The sequence below is a fragment of the Microbispora sp. KK1-11 genome (genome assembly GCF_006874435.1).
Classification (GTDB): Bacteria; Actinomycetota; Actinomycetes; order Streptosporangiales; family Streptosporangiaceae; genus Microbispora; species Microbispora catharanthi.
Map to the genome: position 1 here is coordinate 97,161 of NZ_VIRJ01000011.1, position 17,383 is coordinate 114,543.

The window sequence follows — 17,383 nt, forward strand, 5'->3', positions numbered from 1 at the left end:
CCTGATGACCGAACTACGCGTCGACGTGCTGCCCGTGACGGGGGACGTGGCCTCCGTCGCCGACGGACTCGACGCCGTGCCCGCCGACCTGATGCGCCGCTGGCGGCTCGCGGGCGGTGTGCAGGAGCGCACGCTCGTCACGGCCCGTACGGAGGACGGGGCGCTCGCCGGGGCCGCCTTCGAGGTGCACAGGCCGCTCACCGCCTACCGGAAGATCGTGGACGTGTGGGCGTCCGACGAGGCGGTCGCCGACACGCTCGTGCGCACCATCGAGGAGCGCGCCTGGCGGGAGGGCGCGGTGGCGGTCAAGCGGTGGTTCGCGGCGCGGGACGCCGCATGGGAACGCTCGCTGGGCCGGGGCTACCGGGAGGTGCCGGTGCCCACCTGGGCGGGCCCGGTCGTCGGCGCCCCGGAAACAGGCTCGGAGACGGGTTACGGGCAGGTGCGCTGGCGCGACCGGCCCCCCGCGCGGGCGCTGCCGTACATGCGCCAGACCACCGACTTCACCTGCGGGCCGGTGGCGCTGCAGATGGCCCTGGCCGGGCTGGGGCTGGGGGGCGAGCCCTCCCGCGAGGAGGAGCTGCGGCTGTGGCGGGAGGCGACCACGGTGGCCGGCTGCGACCCCCTGGGCCTCGCGCTCGCCGCCGCCGGCCGGGGCGTCCGGCCGGAGGTGCTGCTGTCCACCGAGGCGCCGACCCTGCTGGAGCTGTGCCGTACGGACGAGGAGCGCGAGTTGCGGCGCTTCATCCAGACGGGGTTCCGTGCCGAGCTGTCCCGCAGGGGCATCGACGTGGAGACCGTCGCCTTCGACCTCGACCGGCTCCGCGCGGTGGTCGAGGGCGGCGGGGTCGCGCTCGTGCTGATCGAGCAGCTCGGCATGCACGACGAGAGCTGCCCGCACTGGATCGCCGTCCACGGGGTGGACGGCGACGTCTTCCACGTCAACGACCCCTGGACGGACGCCCATCTGGGCGAGACCTACCTCGACGCGCTCGACCTGCCGCTGCCCGCCGCGACGCTGGACCGGCTCGCGTGGTATGGCCGGCCGAGCTACCGGAGCATGATCGCGCTCGGGTAGGGGATCAGTCGGAGGGCATCGAGACGAGCGTCAGCAGCCGGGCCGGCTCCGCGCCGGTCCGGTAGCCGTGCTCGGCCTCGGCCGAGAACCGCACGGCGTCCCCCGCCTCGAGACGGACCTCGTACGTGGCGACCTCCAGGGTCACCGACCCGGACAGGACGTAGGCGAACTCCTCCGACCCCCGCCCGTGCGGCGCGCTCTCGTGGGCGTGCTCGGGCGGCAGCGGCGTCTCGTACAGCTCGAAGCGCCGCCGGTCGAGGGAGCTGAGCAGGGTGCGCGCCGCGTCGTCGCCGGCGCGGCGCGTCACCTGCGGTTCGTACAGCGGCGTCCGGGTGAGGTCGGCGAAGGACAGGTCGAGCGCCTCGGCCAGCCCCGCCAGCACCTCGACCGTGGGGTTGGCCAGGCCGCGCTCGATCTGCGACAGCAACGCCTTGCTGAAGCCGGAGCGGTCCGCCAGGTCGCGGATGCTGAGCCCGCGCGTGTGCCGCGCGTGCCGCACGTTGCTCGCGATCGCCGCCCGCACCTGCTCCGAGAGCGCGCCCACCCCGCCCATCCCCCTTGTCGAAGTACGCCATTGTTCCACGAAGGGGGCGCTCCGGGCGTCAGACGCCTGGGTGCCGTCAGACGCCGGGGTGCAGCACGCGGCTCAGGAACTCGCGGGTCCGCTCGTGCTGCGGGTCGGCGATGACCTGCTGGGGCGGCCCGTCCTCGACGATCACGCCGCCGTCCATGAACACCACGCGGTCGGCCACCTCGCGGGCGAAGCCCATCTCGTGGGTGACGACCAGCATGGTCATGCCGTCCTCCGCGAGCTTCCGCATGACCGACAGCACGTCGCCGACCAGCTCGGGGTCGAGCGCCGAGGTCGGCTCGTCGAACAGCATCAGCGAGGGGTTCATGGCGAGCGCGCGGGCGATCGCCACACGCTGCTGCTGGCCGCCGGACAGCTGGGGCGGGTAGGCGTCGATCTTCTCGATGAGGCCGACCTTCTCCAGGTTCTCCCTGGCGACGCGGTCGCACTCGCCCTTGCTCCGCTTGAGCACCCGCTCCTGGGCGATCGTGACGTTGCGCCGCACGGTCAGGTGGGGGAACAGGTTGAACTGCTGGAACACCATGCCGATGTGCCGCCGGGCGGCGTCGATGTCGACGTCGGGGTCGGTCAGGTCGACACCGTCCACGACCACCGTGCCGGAGGTCGGCTGCTCCAGCAGGTTGACGCAGCGCAGCAGCGTGGACTTGCCCGAGCCGGACGGCCCGATCACGCAGACGACCTGGCCGCTCTCGACCGTGAAGTCGATGCCGCGCAGCACTTCGAGGGTGCCGAACGACTTGTGCAGGTTCTTGATCTCGACGGTGCTCATCGGCCCGCTCCCTGACGCGCTTCCAGCCGCCTCGCGACGTACCCGAGGGGAATCGTGATCAGCAGGTACGTCAGACCGGTCGCGAGGATCGGTGTGGGGTTGGCGTACGTGGAGGACTCGTCATTGCCGAACTTCGCCAGCTCCACCTGGGCGGCCGTGACGCCGAGGATCAGCACCAGCGAGGAGTCCTTCAGCAGCATGACGAGCTGGTTGGTGAGCGGCGGCAGCACGATCCGGATCGCCTGCGGGATGACGATCGAGACCATCGCCCGCATGTGCGGCATGCCGAGCGACCGCGCCGCCTCCATCTGCCCCTTCGGCACCGCCTGGATGCCCGCCCGGAAGTTCTCCGCCATGTACGCCGCCGAGACGACGCCGAGCCCCAGCGCGGCGCTGCCGTACACGCCGCCGGGCAGTTCGAAGCCGGGGAACGCCAGCGGGAGGCTGCCGATCATCAGGAAGATGAGCAGGATCGGCAGGCCACGGAAGATCTCGATGTAGATCACCGACAGCCACCGATAGGGCGCGACCGAGGACAGCCGCATCAGGGCCAGCACCAGACCCAGGACGAAGCCGAGGGCGAAGCCCGACAGCGTGTAGATCACGGTGTTGCGCAATGCCACCGTGAACAGCTCGGGCAGGCCCTTGCCGGCGACGTCGAGGTTGAGGAACGACTCGCCGATCGCCTTCCAGTCGGCCAGCGCGACCAGGACGACGAGGATCACCACCAGCACGGCGTACTGGATGACCCGGCTGATGCGCTGCCTCTTGCGCGGGCTGAGCCCCTTGCGGGGCTCAGCCGGGGAGGGCGCCTGCTGCTCGCTCACAACACTCATGATCCGGCGGCGGGCGACTCGGTTCCGGTCCCGGCACCCGAACCGCCGCCGGACGCGCCGCCGGGCTCGGTGCCGAACCACTTCTTGTAGATCTCGTTGTAGGTGCCGTCGGACTTGGCGGCGGCGAGGACCTCGTCGACGACCTTCTTGAGCGCCGTGTTGTCCTTCTTCATGCCGATGCCGTACTGCTCACCGGTGTCGAGGCTGGCGACCTGCTCGAACTTGGCGCCGATGTCGGCCTTCTTCAGCCAGGTCAGCACGACCGGGAGGTCCTGCACGATCACGTCCGCCTGGCCGGTCTGCAGGCCGAGCAGCTCCTTGGGCGAGTCGGCGAACTCGATCGGGTTGAGGCCCTGCTTCTTGACGTAGTCGAGGCCGGTCGTGGACGCCTGCGCGCCCAGCTTCAGGTTCTTGGCCTTGACGTCGTCCAGCGAGGTGACCCCGCTGCCCTTCTTGGCCATCAGCGCCTGGGTGGCGTCGAAGTAGGGCTCGGAGAAGAGCAGGTTCTGCTGCCGCTCCGGCGTGATCGTCATACCGGCGGCGGCCACGTCGCACTTGCGGGCGTTCAGGGCGGCGCCGCTCTTGATCGCCGCGAAGTCGATGTCCACGATGTCCTGGGTCACGCCCAGCTTCTTCGCGACCAGGTCGACGATGTCCACGTCGAACCCGACGACCTTGCCGCCCTGGTTGAACTGGAACGGCTCGTACGGGATGTTCGTGCAGGTCGTGATCTTTCCTGCGTTCACGAGGGCGATGCCGCCGGGGGCGGCCGAAGCCGTCGCCGTGCCCGAGCCGGCGGAGTCGCTCCCGCAGGCGGTGACGGTCAGCGCCGCCGCCAGCGCCACCGCCCCGATGCTCGCGGCTTTCCGATAGGTGGACCAGGGAGCCACACCGGCCTCCTTGCTGTGGTGCGAAAACGTCTGAGGCGCAGTTTAAGCGTCCCTTATGACGGTTTGGCCACCGCATGGAACGGAGGCAGTAACGCCTGTGACCTCTGGTGTCAGGGATGCATGCCCTCGGTGAGCATGTTGAACCGCTCCAACATCCGCGCGAGCAGCCGTACGTCCTCCTCCGGCCAGGCGGCCAGCAGCGTGCGCAGCTGACCCTCGCGCGCGACCCGCGCGTCGTCGAGCCGCCTGCTGCCCTCGGGAGTGAGGGCCAGCAGATGGGCCCGGCCGTCCTCGGGGTCGGGGCTGCGGCTGATCAGCCCCAGCTCCTCCAGCACCTTGAGCTGGCGGCTGATCGTCGCCCGGCCGACCCGCAGGTATGCGGCCAGGTCGCTGGACCGCATCGGAGAGCTCTGGTCGATGCGGACCAGCAGGCCGTACGCGCCGGGGTCCAGCTCGGGATGCACCTTGCGCCCCATCCCCGCGGAGAACGCCTTGGCGCGCCGGAGCAGGATGGCGAGCTGCCGCTCGACCGCGCAGTACGCCTCGCGTTCGCCGGCCGTGGGCGGTCGGGGAACGATCTCCGCCTCCGTCATGGCCTGCCTCCTCCTGACTGCGTGTGGCAGGGGGTCTACCCGCGCACCGCCTGAATGTCCAGCTCTACTTTCAGTGTCGCGCCGATAAGCGAGATCCCCGCCTGGACGACCTGGTTGTAGGTCATCGCGAAGTCCTCGCGGCGCAACTCCGTGACCGCGCGGAACGCCGCCCGCAGCCCGCCCCACAGGTCCGGGCCTGTGCCCAGGTAGGTCAGGTCGAGATCGACCGGGCGGCTGACGCCGCTCAGCGTCAGCACGCCGTGCACCGTCCACCGGTCCGGGCCCGCCGGCGACAGCCCGGTGCTCCGGTAGGTGATCACCGGGTGCACCGGGACGTCGAGGAAGTCCGCGGAACGCAGGTGATCATCGCGCATCCGGCTGCCCGTGTCGATGGACTCGGCGACGATCTCGGCGACCACGGACGACTCCTCCGGCGTGGCGCCCATCTCGATCCGGCCGGAGAACTCGGTGAACCGCCCCTGCACGCTGCTGAGGCCGAGGTGCCGGGCCGTGGCGGAGATCTTCGAGTGTTCCGGGTCGATCGTCCACACCCCGGGCGGCGGAAGCTCGGTGCCGCCCTGCCGGGCCAGCACCAGCGTGCCGGCCTCGGCGGCGCCCGAGGCGGTCGCGATCGCGGTGGACGCGGCGGGCGCGTACCCGATCGCGGTCGCGACCACCGTGTAGACCCCCGGCGGCAGCGGGGCGGTGACGACCTGCCCGTCGGCGTCCGCCTCCGCCCGCGCCACCTGGTGGCCGGTCGTGTCCGTCACCGTGACGACCGCGTGCTGCACGGCCCAGCCGTCCTTGCTCCTGACCAGGGCGTGCAGTCCCCTGGGGACCGTCTCGGAGACGCTCATCGCTCGTGCCCCAGCCACACGTCGTACGGCTCGTCGCCCTGGCCGCCCAGGTTCACGGTGCTCGCCACGGGCGCGTAGCCGCTGGCGACGATGGTGTACTGCCCGCCGGTCAGGTCGGTGAAGGCGTACTCGCCGTCCTCGCCGGTGGTCACCACGCCCACCACGTTGCCCGCGGCGTCGAGCAGCGTGACCCTGGCGTCGGCCAGCGGCACACCGTCCTTGACGCGGACCGTGCCCCGCACCCGCGCGCCGGGCAGCAGCACGACGTCATGCCGGGTCTGGCCGGTGCCCAGCACCTCGATCGGAACGGCGGCCGGACGGTACGCCGCGCCGCTGACCGTGAGCGTGTAGGTGCCGGCCACGATGCCGGAGAAGGAGAAGCCGCCCTCGGCGTCGGTCGAACTGCTGGCCACGACCTCGCCGCGCACGTCGGTCACGACGACCACCGCCTCGGCGACCGGCGTCCCGTCGACGCCGCGTACGGTGCCGACGAGCCGGCCCGAGGCCGCGAGCACCATGTCGAAGTCGACTGGCTGGTCGCCCACGACCAGCGTCGCGACCTGCGGGTCACGGTCGCCCGCCGACGCGATCAGCACGTACGTCCCGCCGCCCGGCGTCTGGAGCGCGTAGCCCCCGTCGTCCCGGGTGACCGTACGGCCGAGCTGGTGGCCGCGCACGTCGATCAGCGTGAGCGTGGCGCGGCCCACGGGCACGCCGTCCTGGCCCTTGACGAACCCGCGGATGTCCACGCCGCCCGGCTCGTGCGTCTCCATGGCGAGCGCGGCGTACGGCTGGGCCTGCGTGGCGGTGAGGACCTGCGCGTTCAGGGGCTGCGCGTCCAAGGGCCGTGCGTTCAGGGGCTGCGTGGCGGCATGGCCGTTCGGCGAGGCGAACTCGGCCTCGGCCGTGATCGGCCGCTGCCTGTCGCGCTGGGCGTGGCGTCCGGCCACGGCGCCGTTCCGCTGGCGGGCGATCTCGGGGTCGAGGGTGTCGTCGGCCTCCGGCGCGTCGGCGCTGACCGTGATCGCACTGGTCCGCAGCGGGACCTCCTTGATGAACAGCACGGCGATCAGTGCGAGGAGGGTGAGCGGCGCCGCGTAGAGGAACAGGTCACCGATGCCGTGGCCGTACGCGCTCTCCACCGCCGTGCGGATCGGGGCGGGCAGCGCCGAGAGCTTCGGGATCGCGCCGCTCTCCTGGCCGGTGCCGTGGACGCCCAGCGCGGCCAGGGCGTCCTCCAGGTAGCGCTTGACGCGGTCGCCCATCAGGGCGCCGAGGGCCGAGACGCCGATCGCGCCGCCGAGGGAGCGGAAGAACGCGACCACGGAACTGCCCGCGCCGAGGTCCTCCGCCCGCACCTGGTTCTGCACCGCGAGAACGAGGTTCTGCTGGCTCATGCCGATGCCGACGCCGACGCAGAACATGAATATCGCGACGAGCCAGTAGTCGGTGTCGTACCGCAGCGTTCCCATCAGGGCGAACCCGGCGGTGAGGAAGAAGGTTCCGGAGACCAGGAAGACCTTCCAGTGGCCGGTGCGGGTGATGATCTGCCCGGAGACCGTGGAGGAGATCGCCAGGCCGAGGATCATCGGCAGCGTCATCAGGCCGGCCACCGTCGGCGTCTCGCCCCGGGCGAGCTGGAAGTACTGGCTGAGGAAGGTCGTGCCGCCGAACATCGCGACGCCGACCAGCACGCTGGCGACCACGCTGAGGCTGACCGTCCGGATCCTGAACAGGCGCAGCGGGACGATGGGCTCGCTCACCTTGGACTCGACCACGAGGAAGAGCACCGCGAGCACGACCGCGCCGCCGACCATCGCGCCGGTCTGCCACGACAGCCAGTCGTACTTGTTGCCGGCGAAGGAGACCCAGATCAGCAGCAGCGAGACCGCGGCGGCGATGAGGACCGCGCCGCCCCAGTCGATGCGCACGTCGCGCTTGAGCACCGGCAGGTGGAGGGTCTTCTGCAGCACGATCAGCGAGAGAATCGCGAACGGCACGCCGACGTAGAAGCACCAGCGCCAGCCCAGCCACGAGGTGTCGACGATCAGCCCGCCGATGAGCGGGCCGCCGATCGTGGCGACGGCGAACACCGCGCCCAGGTAGCCGGAGTAGCGGCCGCGTTCCCGCGGCGAGATCATCGCCGCCATGATGACCTGCGCGAGGGCGGTGAGGCCGCCGACGCCGAGGCCCTGGACGACCCGTGCCGTGATCAACATCGACGAGTTCTGCGACAGGCCGGCGATGGCGGAACCGACGACGTACACGATCAGCCCGAGCTGGATCAGCAGCTTCTTGCTGAACAGGTCGGACAGCTTGCCCCAGATCGGCGTCGAGACCGTCGCCGCGAGCAGGGTCGCGGTGATCACCCAGGTGTAGGTCGTCTCGTCCGCGTGCAGTTCCGCCGTGATCGTGGGGAGCGCGTTCGACACGACGGTCGACGACAGGATCGCGACGAACATCCCCAGCATCAGGCCCGAGAGCGCCTCCAGGATCTCCCGGTGCGTCATCGCGGGGGCCGCCGTGCCTGGCGGCGTCTCCCGCGTCATCGCATTCGCCATCGAAGTCCTTCCCCGTGTGATCAAACTTAGTTACCCTAAGCAATCATATGCTGATCGTTGCTCGGGGCAACCATGTGGTCATGGTCCGGGGGCCTCCGGAAACGACGAAGGCCCTGAACCCGCAGGTCAGGGCCTTTCCGTCGGTGTCGCGCTGTGACGCGTATCACCGATAGTTGACGAACTGAAGGGCGATGTCGAGGTCCTTGCCCTTGAGCAGGGAGATCACCTCCTGGAGGTCGTCCTTCTTCTTGGAGCTGACCCGGAGCTCCTCGCCCTGGATCTGCGCCTTCACGCCCTTCGGGCCCTCGTCCCGGATGAGCTTGGAGATCTTCTTGGCGTTCTCCTGGTCGATGCCCTCCTTGAGGGACACCATCAGGCGGTACTCCTTGCCGGACAGCTTCGGCTCGCCCGCGTCCAGGATCTTGAGGGACAGGTTGCGCTTGACGATCTTGTCCTTGAAGACGTCGAGAACCGCGTTGGCCCGCTCCTCGCTGTTCGCCTTGATCTCGATGTCCTTCTGCCCCGACCAGGAGATGCTCGCGCCCGTACCCTTGAAGTCGAAGCGGTGCCCGACCTCCTTGACCGTCTGGTTCAGGGCGTTGTCGACCTCCTGCCGGTCGATCTTGCTCACCACGTCGAAACTGCTGTCGGCCATCGGTGTCCGTGTCCTCTCTCCGTTGCCCTTCGAGATTAGTGGGCCCCGATGTGATCAGAGGTCTTTCCTCATGACGACGCGGGGCGCCACCTCTATGCCGAGGGCCCGCTCGTGCTCGACCAGTGCGGTGAGCTCCGGCCCCCACTCGTGAGGGTGTACGACCCGGAACCCGCGCCGGGCATACCAGGGGGCGTTCCACGGCACGTCCCGGAACGTCGTCAGCGTCACCGCGGCAGTACCGGCCTCCGCGGCCGCCGTGCAGACGGCGTCGAGGAGCCGGGTCCCGATCCCCTGGTTGCCGTGATCGGGGTGTACGGCGATCTGGTCGAGGTGGGTCAGGCCGTCGACCACCCCGAGCAGGGCGAACCCCACCGGCGGCCGGCCGGCCACGATGACACGCCTGGGATCGTCGCACTCTTCGATGACCGTGGTGCCCGGCGGGAAGACGATGCCGAGCGGCACGAACATCCCGTCCGCCGCTCTCTCGATCTCCGCAAGGGCCGCGAGATCCGCCGGCTCGGCCTGTCTGATCACCGTCCCACTATGGCCGGTGTGCCGCCGCGCCCGCTCCCGGATTTCCAGGGCCCTGAGGCAGGCGAGGCGGCCGAGCCGGAACCCATGTCACGTGCACCCGGGAAGTCCGCTATTCTTCTACCTGTCGCCGCAGCGAGCGGAAGACAAGGCAGGTTGCCCGAGTGGCCAAAGGGAGCGGTCTGTAAAACCGTCGGCTCAGCCTACCCAGGTTCGAACCCTGGACCTGCCACCAGCAGAAACCCCAGCTCAGAGGCCCTCCGGGGCCTCTTCTGGTTTCCGGCTCCATGCAGCTGTCTGGTGTCGCTCCGCATGCTGAGTCTTGCCGGATTACGTTAGCCAACCGTGACAGCGCAGGCTGGGTGCTCGGCTTCGGCAAAACGGCGAGCAATACAGCCCGGGGCGGGTCGGGCCGATCATCGGTTCAGTGAGCGGCTGGGCGCAGACCCGGCAGCACCCTTTTGGGATCCGGAGTGCCAAGTCGGCCAACAGTGCTTCGACGCCGGGCAGTTCATCAGGCAATGGATCATTGTCCGCGGAGCATCCCGGACAGCTGAGGAGTTTTTGGAAAGCAGCTCGCAACTCGGTGAGGTCACGTCGGCGAGCGCCGAGAAGCGCAAGGTAATCCTCGATCGTCCAAGAGATGAGGGCACCGGCGCGGGTCAGGTACACGCCGACGCAGTCGATGCGGTAGTGGTCACTGAAGTCCATCAACGCATAGCCCAGAAGCTGCAGGATCGTTGGCAGGGGAAACGGTCGACTCTGCGGGTGCTCTTGAACTCCAGCAACAGTCCATCAACGATGAGGTCGGCCGATGGACACGGCCAACCGCGGACGGGATCGAACTGTTCAACATCGCATCAGTCCCGGTCACTCGGCACCGGTACCGCGGCAGCAAGATCGCCAACCCCTGGGCACCCAACCACGCCTGACGGCAGGGACCGTGGAGAGCCCGCTGCCGGGAGACCGGCACGGCGGGTTCGGCGAGCGGTCTGGGAAACGGACTGGGAGCAATCCCAACTCCGCGCCCCAGGCGGGCTCAACCACAGCGCGGCCACCGCCTTGAGAGGCCAGGGCGTGCACAGTCCCGAACAGTGCACGCCTTGACAATTCAAAGGTCGACCTCAGCGTCTTCAGCCGTCAGCGCAGGAACCCGAGCAACAGCGTGGTGAGCTCTCGCGGCCGTTCTTCGGTGAGCCAGTGGCCGGTGTCGGCCATCACCTGGGTCTCAACGTTCGAGGCGTAGCCCTTCCACTGAGTACCGACGGCACTGCTCAGCGCTTCTTCGCCGCCGACGGCCAAGACGGGCATCTTCAGTAGCCCCGCTTCACGGAACTTCTGGTTCTGGGCGATGTCGGTGTGAAGCGCCTGGTACATGTCCATCCACGCTTTGAACCGGCCGGGCTCACGGAGGTAACGGGCGTAGAACTCGTAGTCGCGAGTATCAAAGGCGCTGTCCACGGCCAGGTACTGCTCGATGAACCCCTTGACCAGGTCACGCTCGTGACCACGGACCAGATCCTGGGCGAAGTCCTTCTGGAAGAAGCCAAGGTGCCACGTCGACAGCTCACCCTCCGCTGGGAAAGCTGGGAACGTGTAGAGGGACTGGTCGGGGATGGGCCCCTCCATCACCACCATCCGGCTGACCTCGGAGGGCCACATCGCGGCGTAGGGGTAGGCGATCCAAGCGCCGATGTCGTGGGCCACGATCTGGATGCCCTTGTTGAGCTTGAGCTGGGCGAGCAGCTTATGCACGTCGTCAGCCAGCTGCGCCGTGTCGTAGCCGGTCTCCGGAACGGAGGAGTCACCGGTTCCACGAAGGTCGACCGCGATCACAGTGTGGTTCTTCGCGAGTGCCTTGAGCTGCGGCTCCCACTCGGCGGACGTCTGCGGGAAGCCGTGCAGGAGAACGACGGGCGAGCCGCTGCCCCCACGGAGGTAGTGCATCTGGAAACCGTTCACCCGCGCGTAGTTCGACCGGTAGCCGTGCGGCAGCCGGCCGACGGACTCCTCGGTCGCGGTGGCCGCGCTCTGCGCGACGGCCGACTCCGGCCTCGTGGACACGGCGGCATCGGCCGAGACCAGGCCGGTCCCCACGACAGCGGTGGCCGCGGTGATGACGGTAACGACGGCCCTGGTCAGGACGGTCACTTTCGTTCGCATGATTCTCCAAGAAGGCGTGATCGGCCTCGGGCCGGTCGTTGTGGATCCAGTTGAAGGTTCGGAGCGACGCCCGGGCTCTCGCTGGACGAGAAGCTGCTCGGCGCGGGTTGGAAACGGGTCCGAGTTCGAGGTCGCTAGCGGTCGATGGCAGCCATGTTGGCTTCGTCGTAGCGGTCGCCGGCAGCCGACGGCAGGTTGTTCAGGCGGGCGATCTGGGCGTCGGTGAGTTCGATGCGGTCGGCGGCGGTGTTCTCCTCCAACCGGTCGATGCGCGTGGTGCCGGGGATGGGGGCGATGTCGTCGCCTTGGGCGAGCAGCCAGGCGAGGGCGACTTGTGCGGGGGTGGCCTCGGCCTCGGCGGCGACGGCGTGGACCTCGTCGACGATGCGCAGATTGATTTCGAGGTTGCGGCCGGTGAAACGGGGGTTGGTGCGGCGCCAGTCGTCGGGGTCCATGCCGTCGAGCGTGCGGATGCTGCCGGTGAGGAATCCGTGGCCGAGCGGCGAGTAGGGGACGAGGCCCACACCGAGTTTCCGCAGGACTGGCAGGACCTCCGCCTCGGGGTCGCGGGTCCACAACGAGTACTCGGATTGCACGGCGGCGATCGGGTGTACGGCATGCGCGCGCCGGATCGTCGTAGGGCCGGCCTCGGACAGGCCGATGTGGCGGACCTTACCCTCGGCGACCAGGTCCGCCAAGGCTCCGATGGTGTCCTCGATCGGGGTGTCCTGGTCGACGCGGTGCTGGTAGTAGAGGTCGATGTGGTCGGTGCCCAGCCTCCGCAGCGACCCCTCGACGGCGATCCGGATGTTGGCCGGGGTGCTGTCCGGGCCGGGGCGGCCGGTGTGGGAGACGAGGCCGAACTTGGTGGCCAGCACGACCTCGTCCCTGCGTCCCTTGATGGCGCGGCCGACCAGCTCTTCGTTGGTGAAGGGGCCGTAGACCTCGGCGGTGTCGATGTGGGTGACGCCGAGATCCAGGGCGCGCTGGATCGTGCGGATCGACTGGTCGTCGAGCCGGCCGGCTCCGGTGTAGAAGGCTGACATTCCCATCGTGCCGAGACCGATGCGGGAGATCTCCAGCCCACCAAGCGAGGTGGTTTTCATCGCGATGTCCTCTTTCTGGGGTGAGGCCGACTGCTTTAAGTTCCGATCGGTCCAGAACGCTAGCACATCAGGACCGATCGGTACTAAAGTCGGGTGTGAGAGAAGCAGTCGGCCGCGCCCATGGGCGCGGCCGGCATCAGCCCCGGCGACAGGAGGGTGCGGCCATGAGTGGTTCGCGGAGTACGGCGTTCGGACGCCCCCGGGAGTTCGACATCGACGAGGCGCTGGAGCGCGCCATGCAGGTGTTCTGGGCTCGGGGATACGACGGCACGAGCCTGACGGACCTGACCGGCGCCATGGGAATCACCAAGTCGAGCATGTACGCCGCCTTCGGCAACAAGGAGCAACTCTTCCGCAAGGCCGTGGAGCGCTACGCCGAGGGGCCGGCCTCCTATTCGACGCGCGCCTTGCACGAGCCCACGGCTCGGAGGGTGGCTGAGGCGTTCCTTCGCGGAGCCGTCCGGACCACGACCTCGCCCGGCGCCCCGGCCGGGTGCCTGTCCGTTCAGGGAGCGCTGGCGTTGAGCGAGCAGGGCCGGCCGGCGCACGACATGCTCGTCGACTGGCGCAACGATGCGGGCGTACGCCTGGAGGAACGCTTCCGTCGCGCCGTCGACGAGGGCGATCTCGGGCCGGACGCTGATCCGAGGCGTCTCGCCCGCTACGTCATGACGATGGGCTTCGGCATCGCCGTTCAGGCCGCCAACGGCCTTCGGGCCGACGAACTCGATGAGATCGTCGACACGGCGCTGCTCGCCTGGCCGAGCTAGCACCTCTGTACATCATCTGGCGACGGCCTCGTAGTCCCGTTCACGCCGGGCCGAATTCTGTACCGAATGGGCCATAAATGGCACGCAACACGAAAGGAAGGCGATGGGAGAACGCGGACGACGGCCTATCGGTGTCGGGATCGTGGGTCTGAGCGCGTCGGGAGGGTGGGCGGCCGGAGCGCACCTACCCGCACTGTCGGCCGTCGACGGCATGGAACTGACGGCTCTGGCGACGAGTTCCCGTACGTCGGCGGACGCCGCCGGCGCGGCATTCGGGGTGCCCGGCTACGCGTCGGTCAAGCAGCTCGCCGAGGACGATAACGTCGACCTGGTGGTCGTCGCGGTCAAGGTGCCCCGGCATCGCGAACTGATCTTGCCCGCGCTGGAGGCGGGAGTTCCGGTGCTCAGCGAGTGGCCCTTCGCCGTTGATCTGGCCGAGGCCGAGGAGATGCAACGAGCCGTCCGCGGGACGCGTACCTTCATCGGGCTCCAAGGGCGTTCCTCTCCCACCGCCCGCTGGCTGGCCGACCTCGTCGCCAGCGGATACGTGGGCCAGCTGCTGTCCGCGACAGTGCTGGCTTCGTCGGTCGAGTGGGGCACCCCCGTCTCCGAACGCATGCGGTACACGCTCGACCGCGCCCTCGGAGCCACGATGCTCACCATCGCTTTCGGGCACGCCATCGATCTGGTGTCGATGATCGTCGGCGAGCTGCAGGACGTGGTCGCCTCGACAGCGGTCAGGCGGCCGCTCGTTCCTCTCGGCCGCACCGGCCGGATGGTCCCGATGACCGCCGAGGATCAGATCGCCGTCTCGGGCACGTTGCCCGACGGAGCCGTTCTCTCCGTTCACCACCGTGGCGGAACGCTGTCGGGACCTGGATTCTCGCTGCTCGTCGATGGCACCGAGGGAACTCTCGAGGTTGCCGCCGCCGGGTATCCGCATCTCGGGCCGGTCACGGTACGCGGCTCACACGGTCGTGCTCGGCCGTCGGAGCTGACCCTGCCCGACGGTTACGACGACTACCCCCATCTGGCCGGAACACCGATTCACAGCTTGGCGCACGCGTACGCGGCGATCCGCGACGATCTCACCCACGGCACCGCGACCGCCCCGGACTTCGCCCATGCCGTTGAACGTCACCGGCTCCTGGACGCTATCGGCCGGTCGGCCACCGAAGGACGACGAATTTCGCTCGCCGGGCTCCGACAAGGAAACCCATGAACAACACAGTCGCACCGAACCCGATCCCGATACGCCTGGGGGTGATGTCGACTCGGGGGATGAAACGCGTGGTGGCGAACTCTTCGATGGTCATGCGTGCCTTCGCCGCCGGCGGCGTGCTGAGGAAGAAGTTGTCGCGGGAGCGATGGTAAGTCTTGGCGATCTGGAGAGCGGCAGGACCGCGTGGAGCAGGGTTGGCGCTGGTATGAGCATGCGCTAAAGGATCTGACATTGATCGTCTCGCTTCAGGGGTTGTTGCCCTGGAAGAAGATAGCGACCAGTTGCGCCCTGTCGCGGGCGTCGAGCTTGATCGACGCCCGACCCAGGTTCGAACCCTGGACCTGCCACCAGCAGGAAAGTAGCTCCTGATCAGCAGAGATGCCGGTCGGGGGCTTCTTCATTTTTTGATCCCTGGGTACCCCTGATTCCCCCTGTCTGACCCTGACTCAGGGCACGTTCGGGGCAGGCGATCGGGGGTGCTCCTGCGCGGCCGCGCACGCCTCGTCTCCCTGATCGTCCCGTGTGCCTCGCGGCGGCGCCCGCGCCGTCGCCTTGATCCCTATGGGCACACTTCGGCAGCACAATCAGTGGTCACAGGCCTGCGAGAGTGCTGCGGCGTTCGAGGAGGACGACGTCGCGCCAGCGGTCGTGGTGGCGGCCGATGTGGTGGCGGGTGCCGACGACGCGGAAGCCGGCCTTCTCGTGCAGGCGCAGGCTGGCGGTGTTCTCGGGGAAGATGCCCGACTGGATGGTCCAGATGCCCTCGGTCTCGGTGGACTGGATGAGGGCGTTCAGGAGCCCAAGCCCGACTCCGCGGCCGCCGTGGCCGGGGTGGACGTAGACGGAGTGCTCGACCACTCCGGCGTAGACGCAGCGGGAGGAGACGGCGCTGACCGCGATCCAGCCGATGACCTGTCCGCTGACGGCGTCGACGGCGACGTGCCGGTGGAGCGGCAGCTTCGCGGCGTCGAACGCCTGCCAGGCCGGTGCCGTGGTCTCGAAGCTGGCGTTTCCGCCGTCGAGGCCGGCCTGGTAGATGGCGAGGACCTGCGCCGCGTCGGACTCCCGCATGGGGCGGATCAGGATCCCGGGCGGGGCGTCAGGCTTGGCCGCCTGCACGATCGCCGAGTGCAGGCCACCGGTCGCGGCGTGGGTGCGGGTGATCGTGTACGTGGTGAACCCGGCCGCTGCGAGCAGGGCGCGGTACTCGGCTTCGGTAAGGGTGCCGACCGAGCAGCCGACGAGATGTTCGGCTTCGGCGCGCTGGGCGGGGTCGAGTCCGTCGTCGGCGATGACGTCGGAGACGCCGAGCCTGCCGCCGGGCTCGAGCACGCGAAATGCCTCGGCGAGCACGCGGGGTTTGTCGGCGGACAGGTTGATCACGCAGTTGGAGATGACGACGTCCACGGCGGCGTCGGGGAGCGGGATGTCCTCGATGTGGCCGTGCAGGAACTCGACGTTGGTCGCTCCGGCCTCGGTGGCGTTGGCCCTGGCCAGTTCGATCATCTCGGGTGTGGCGTCCAGGCCGTACGCCTTGCCGGTCGGGCCGACTCCGCGGGCCGAGAGCAGGACGTCGATGCCTCCGCCCGATCCCAGGTCGAGGACGGTTTCACCGGGCTGGAGGCCGGCCACGGCGACCGGGTTACCGCAGCCCAGGCTGGTCCGCAGAGCTCCGTCGGGCAGGCCGGTGGTGTCGTCGTAACCGGCCGCGCCGAAGCAGCCGTCGGTGAACTCCTGCGGCCCGCAGTCGATGACCTGCTTGCCTGCCTGGGCGGCTTTGGCCAGTTCGCCGTAGCGGGTGACGACCCCGGCTCTGACTGCTTCCACGTTCTCGGACATGTCTTCTCCGTTCAGCAGGGCGGCGCAGGGTCGGGAACGGGGCGGCCCATGACGACGTCGGCGGCGGTGGGAAAGCACTTCACGCAGGCGTCGTTGATCCGGTACAGGCTGGCCGTCCCGCGATGCTCGACCAGGACGAACCCCACCTCGGCCAGCACCTTCAAGTGCGCGGAGACGGTCGATTGCCCCACCTCGACGGCCTCCACGATCTCTTTGACCGCCATCGGCGTCTGGGCGCGGGCGAGCAGGGTCACGATCTGGATGCGTGTGGCGTCGGCCAGGGCTTTGAACCAACTGGCGTACTCGGCGGCGGTGGCCCGGTCCAGCGGCTTCGTTCCCTCATTCATCGTTCATCGACGATAAACGATTAAGTGCCTGTCGCGGAAGACGGGAAACCGGCCCGCGGATGCCGGACCGGTCCGAGATGACGTCGTTCTAGTGGGCGGGGACGAGTTCGGCGAGCAGGCCGCGTACGCGGCGGTCGATCTCGTCGCGGATCGGGCGGACCTGATCGACGGGCTTGCCTGCGGGATCGTCGAGCTGCCAGTCGAGGTAGCGCTTGCCCGGGAAGATCGGGCAGGCGTCCCCGCAGCCCATGGTGATGACGACGTCGGCGGCCTGGACGGCCTCGGCCGTCAACGGCTTGGGGAACTCCTTGGACAGGTCGAGACCGAGCTCGTCCATGACCGCGATCACGGCGGGGGTGATGGTGTCGGCGGGAGCCGATCCGGCGGAGCGGACCCGCACCCGGCCGGCGGCGTGGTGGTCGAGCAGTGCGGCGGCCATCTGGGAGCGTCCGGCGTTGTGCACGCAGACGAACAGCACCTGGGGGATGTCGGACACATGGGCTCCTTGACGGACTCAGCGGCAGGGGTCAGGGCGAGTACGGCACGACGACGTCATGGTCCCCGTCGTCCTGGC

Annotated in this window: 18 protein-coding genes and 1 tRNA gene; 4 read left to right on the top strand and 15 right to left on the bottom strand. The window is 69.0% G+C overall.

The features are described 5' to 3' along the window. Positions 1-4 precede the first annotated feature (4 nt). A complete protein-coding gene (locus FLW16_RS17810; RefSeq protein WP_142561225.1) occupies positions 5-1,078 on the top strand; it encodes a peptidase C39 family protein in 1,074 nt (357 codons plus the stop codon). Positions 1,079-1,082: 4 nt separating this feature from the next. Here FLW16_RS17810 and FLW16_RS17815 read toward each other — a convergent pair whose 3' ends face one another. From FLW16_RS17815 to FLW16_RS17855, 9 genes are all read right to left on the bottom strand, one after another. Then, positions 1,083-1,622, bottom strand: coding sequence for a helix-turn-helix domain-containing protein (locus FLW16_RS17815; protein ID WP_185949473.1), 540 nt, complete (start codon positions 1,620-1,622; stop codon positions 1,083-1,085). A 76-nt stretch (positions 1,623-1,698) separates the two neighbouring features. After that, positions 1,699-2,439, bottom strand: a complete 741-nt coding sequence (locus tag FLW16_RS17820) for an amino acid ABC transporter ATP-binding protein (RefSeq protein WP_142561227.1) — start codon at positions 2,437-2,439, stop codon at positions 1,699-1,701. Beyond that, a complete protein-coding gene (locus FLW16_RS17825) occupies positions 2,436-3,275 on the bottom strand; it encodes an amino acid ABC transporter permease (protein ID WP_142561228.1) in 840 nt (279 codons plus the stop codon). Before FLW16_RS17825 ends, FLW16_RS17820 begins: the two co-directional genes overlap by 4 nt. After that, positions 3,272-4,165, bottom strand: a complete 894-nt coding sequence (locus tag FLW16_RS17830; RefSeq protein ID WP_142561229.1) for an ABC transporter substrate-binding protein — start codon at positions 4,163-4,165, stop codon at positions 3,272-3,274. Before FLW16_RS17830 ends, FLW16_RS17825 begins: the two co-directional genes overlap by 4 nt. Positions 4,166-4,275: 110 nt before the next feature. Then, positions 4,276-4,758 (bottom strand): MarR family winged helix-turn-helix transcriptional regulator, encoded by a 483-nt coding sequence (locus FLW16_RS17835; protein WP_142561230.1) that lies wholly within the window; start codon positions 4,756-4,758, stop codon positions 4,276-4,278. Positions 4,759-4,793: 35 nt separating this feature from the next. Further along, complete coding sequence (locus FLW16_RS17840) at positions 4,794-5,615, bottom strand: YceI family protein (RefSeq protein ID WP_142561231.1); 822 nt, start codon at positions 5,613-5,615, stop codon at positions 4,794-4,796. Beyond that, complete coding sequence (locus FLW16_RS17845; RefSeq protein ID WP_185949474.1) at positions 5,612-8,176, bottom strand: MFS transporter; 2,565 nt, start codon at positions 8,174-8,176, stop codon at positions 5,612-5,614. The genes FLW16_RS17840 and FLW16_RS17845 overlap by 4 nt, the downstream gene beginning before the upstream one ends. A gap of 163 nt (positions 8,177-8,339) precedes the next feature. Continuing rightward, positions 8,340-8,831, bottom strand: a complete 492-nt coding sequence (locus FLW16_RS17850; RefSeq protein WP_142561232.1) for a YajQ family cyclic di-GMP-binding protein — start codon at positions 8,829-8,831, stop codon at positions 8,340-8,342. 54 nt (positions 8,832-8,885) lie between these two features. Continuing rightward, a complete protein-coding gene (locus FLW16_RS17855; RefSeq protein WP_260615363.1) occupies positions 8,886-9,365 on the bottom strand; it encodes a GNAT family N-acetyltransferase in 480 nt (159 codons plus the stop codon). Positions 9,366-9,512: 147 nt separating this feature from the next. On the opposite strand from FLW16_RS17855, the gene FLW16_RS17860 reads away from it, so the two are divergent. Further along, a tRNA-Tyr gene (locus FLW16_RS17860) sits at positions 9,513-9,597 on the top strand. 905 nt (positions 9,598-10,502) lie between these two features. Here the strand turns inward: FLW16_RS17860 and FLW16_RS17870 are convergent. After that, a complete protein-coding gene (locus tag FLW16_RS17870) occupies positions 10,503-11,525 on the bottom strand; it encodes an alpha/beta fold hydrolase (protein ID WP_221891137.1) in 1,023 nt (340 codons plus the stop codon). A 134-nt stretch (positions 11,526-11,659) separates the two neighbouring features. After that, a complete protein-coding gene (locus FLW16_RS17875; RefSeq protein WP_142561233.1) occupies positions 11,660-12,631 on the bottom strand; it encodes an aldo/keto reductase in 972 nt (323 codons plus the stop codon). 164 nt (positions 12,632-12,795) lie between these two features. Here FLW16_RS17875 and FLW16_RS17880 point away from each other — a divergent pair, with 164 nt between their 5' ends. Continuing rightward, positions 12,796-13,401: a TetR/AcrR family transcriptional regulator gene (locus tag FLW16_RS17880; RefSeq protein ID WP_142561234.1), complete on the top strand. Its 606-nt coding sequence runs from the start codon at positions 12,796-12,798 to the stop codon at positions 13,399-13,401. Between the two features lie 103 nt (positions 13,402-13,504). After that, on the top strand, positions 13,505-14,623 hold the full coding sequence (locus tag FLW16_RS17885; RefSeq protein WP_142561235.1) for a Gfo/Idh/MocA family protein: 1,119 nt from the start codon (positions 13,505-13,507) through the stop codon (positions 14,621-14,623). Positions 14,624-14,868: 245 nt separating this feature from the next. Here the strand turns inward: FLW16_RS17885 and FLW16_RS43740 are convergent, their stop codons facing one another. The 4 genes from FLW16_RS43740 to FLW16_RS17900 form a co-directional block, all read right to left on the bottom strand. Then, positions 14,869-15,024 (bottom strand): hypothetical protein, encoded by a 156-nt coding sequence (locus FLW16_RS43740; RefSeq protein WP_185949475.1) that lies wholly within the window; start codon positions 15,022-15,024, stop codon positions 14,869-14,871. A 190-nt stretch (positions 15,025-15,214) separates the two neighbouring features. Further along, a complete protein-coding gene (gene arsM, locus FLW16_RS17890; protein WP_142561236.1) occupies positions 15,215-16,462 on the bottom strand; it encodes an arsenite methyltransferase in 1,248 nt (415 codons plus the stop codon). Between the two features lie 11 nt (positions 16,463-16,473). Further along, on the bottom strand, positions 16,474-16,809 hold the full coding sequence (locus tag FLW16_RS17895) for a helix-turn-helix transcriptional regulator (RefSeq protein ID WP_142561237.1): 336 nt from the start codon (positions 16,807-16,809) through the stop codon (positions 16,474-16,476). A gap of 88 nt (positions 16,810-16,897) precedes the next feature. Next, positions 16,898-17,305 carry an arsenate reductase ArsC gene (locus FLW16_RS17900; protein ID WP_142561238.1) on the bottom strand — a complete coding sequence of 136 codons (408 nt, stop codon included), beginning with the start codon at positions 17,303-17,305 and terminating at the stop codon, positions 16,898-16,900. Between the last annotated feature and the right edge of the window lie 78 nt (positions 17,306-17,383).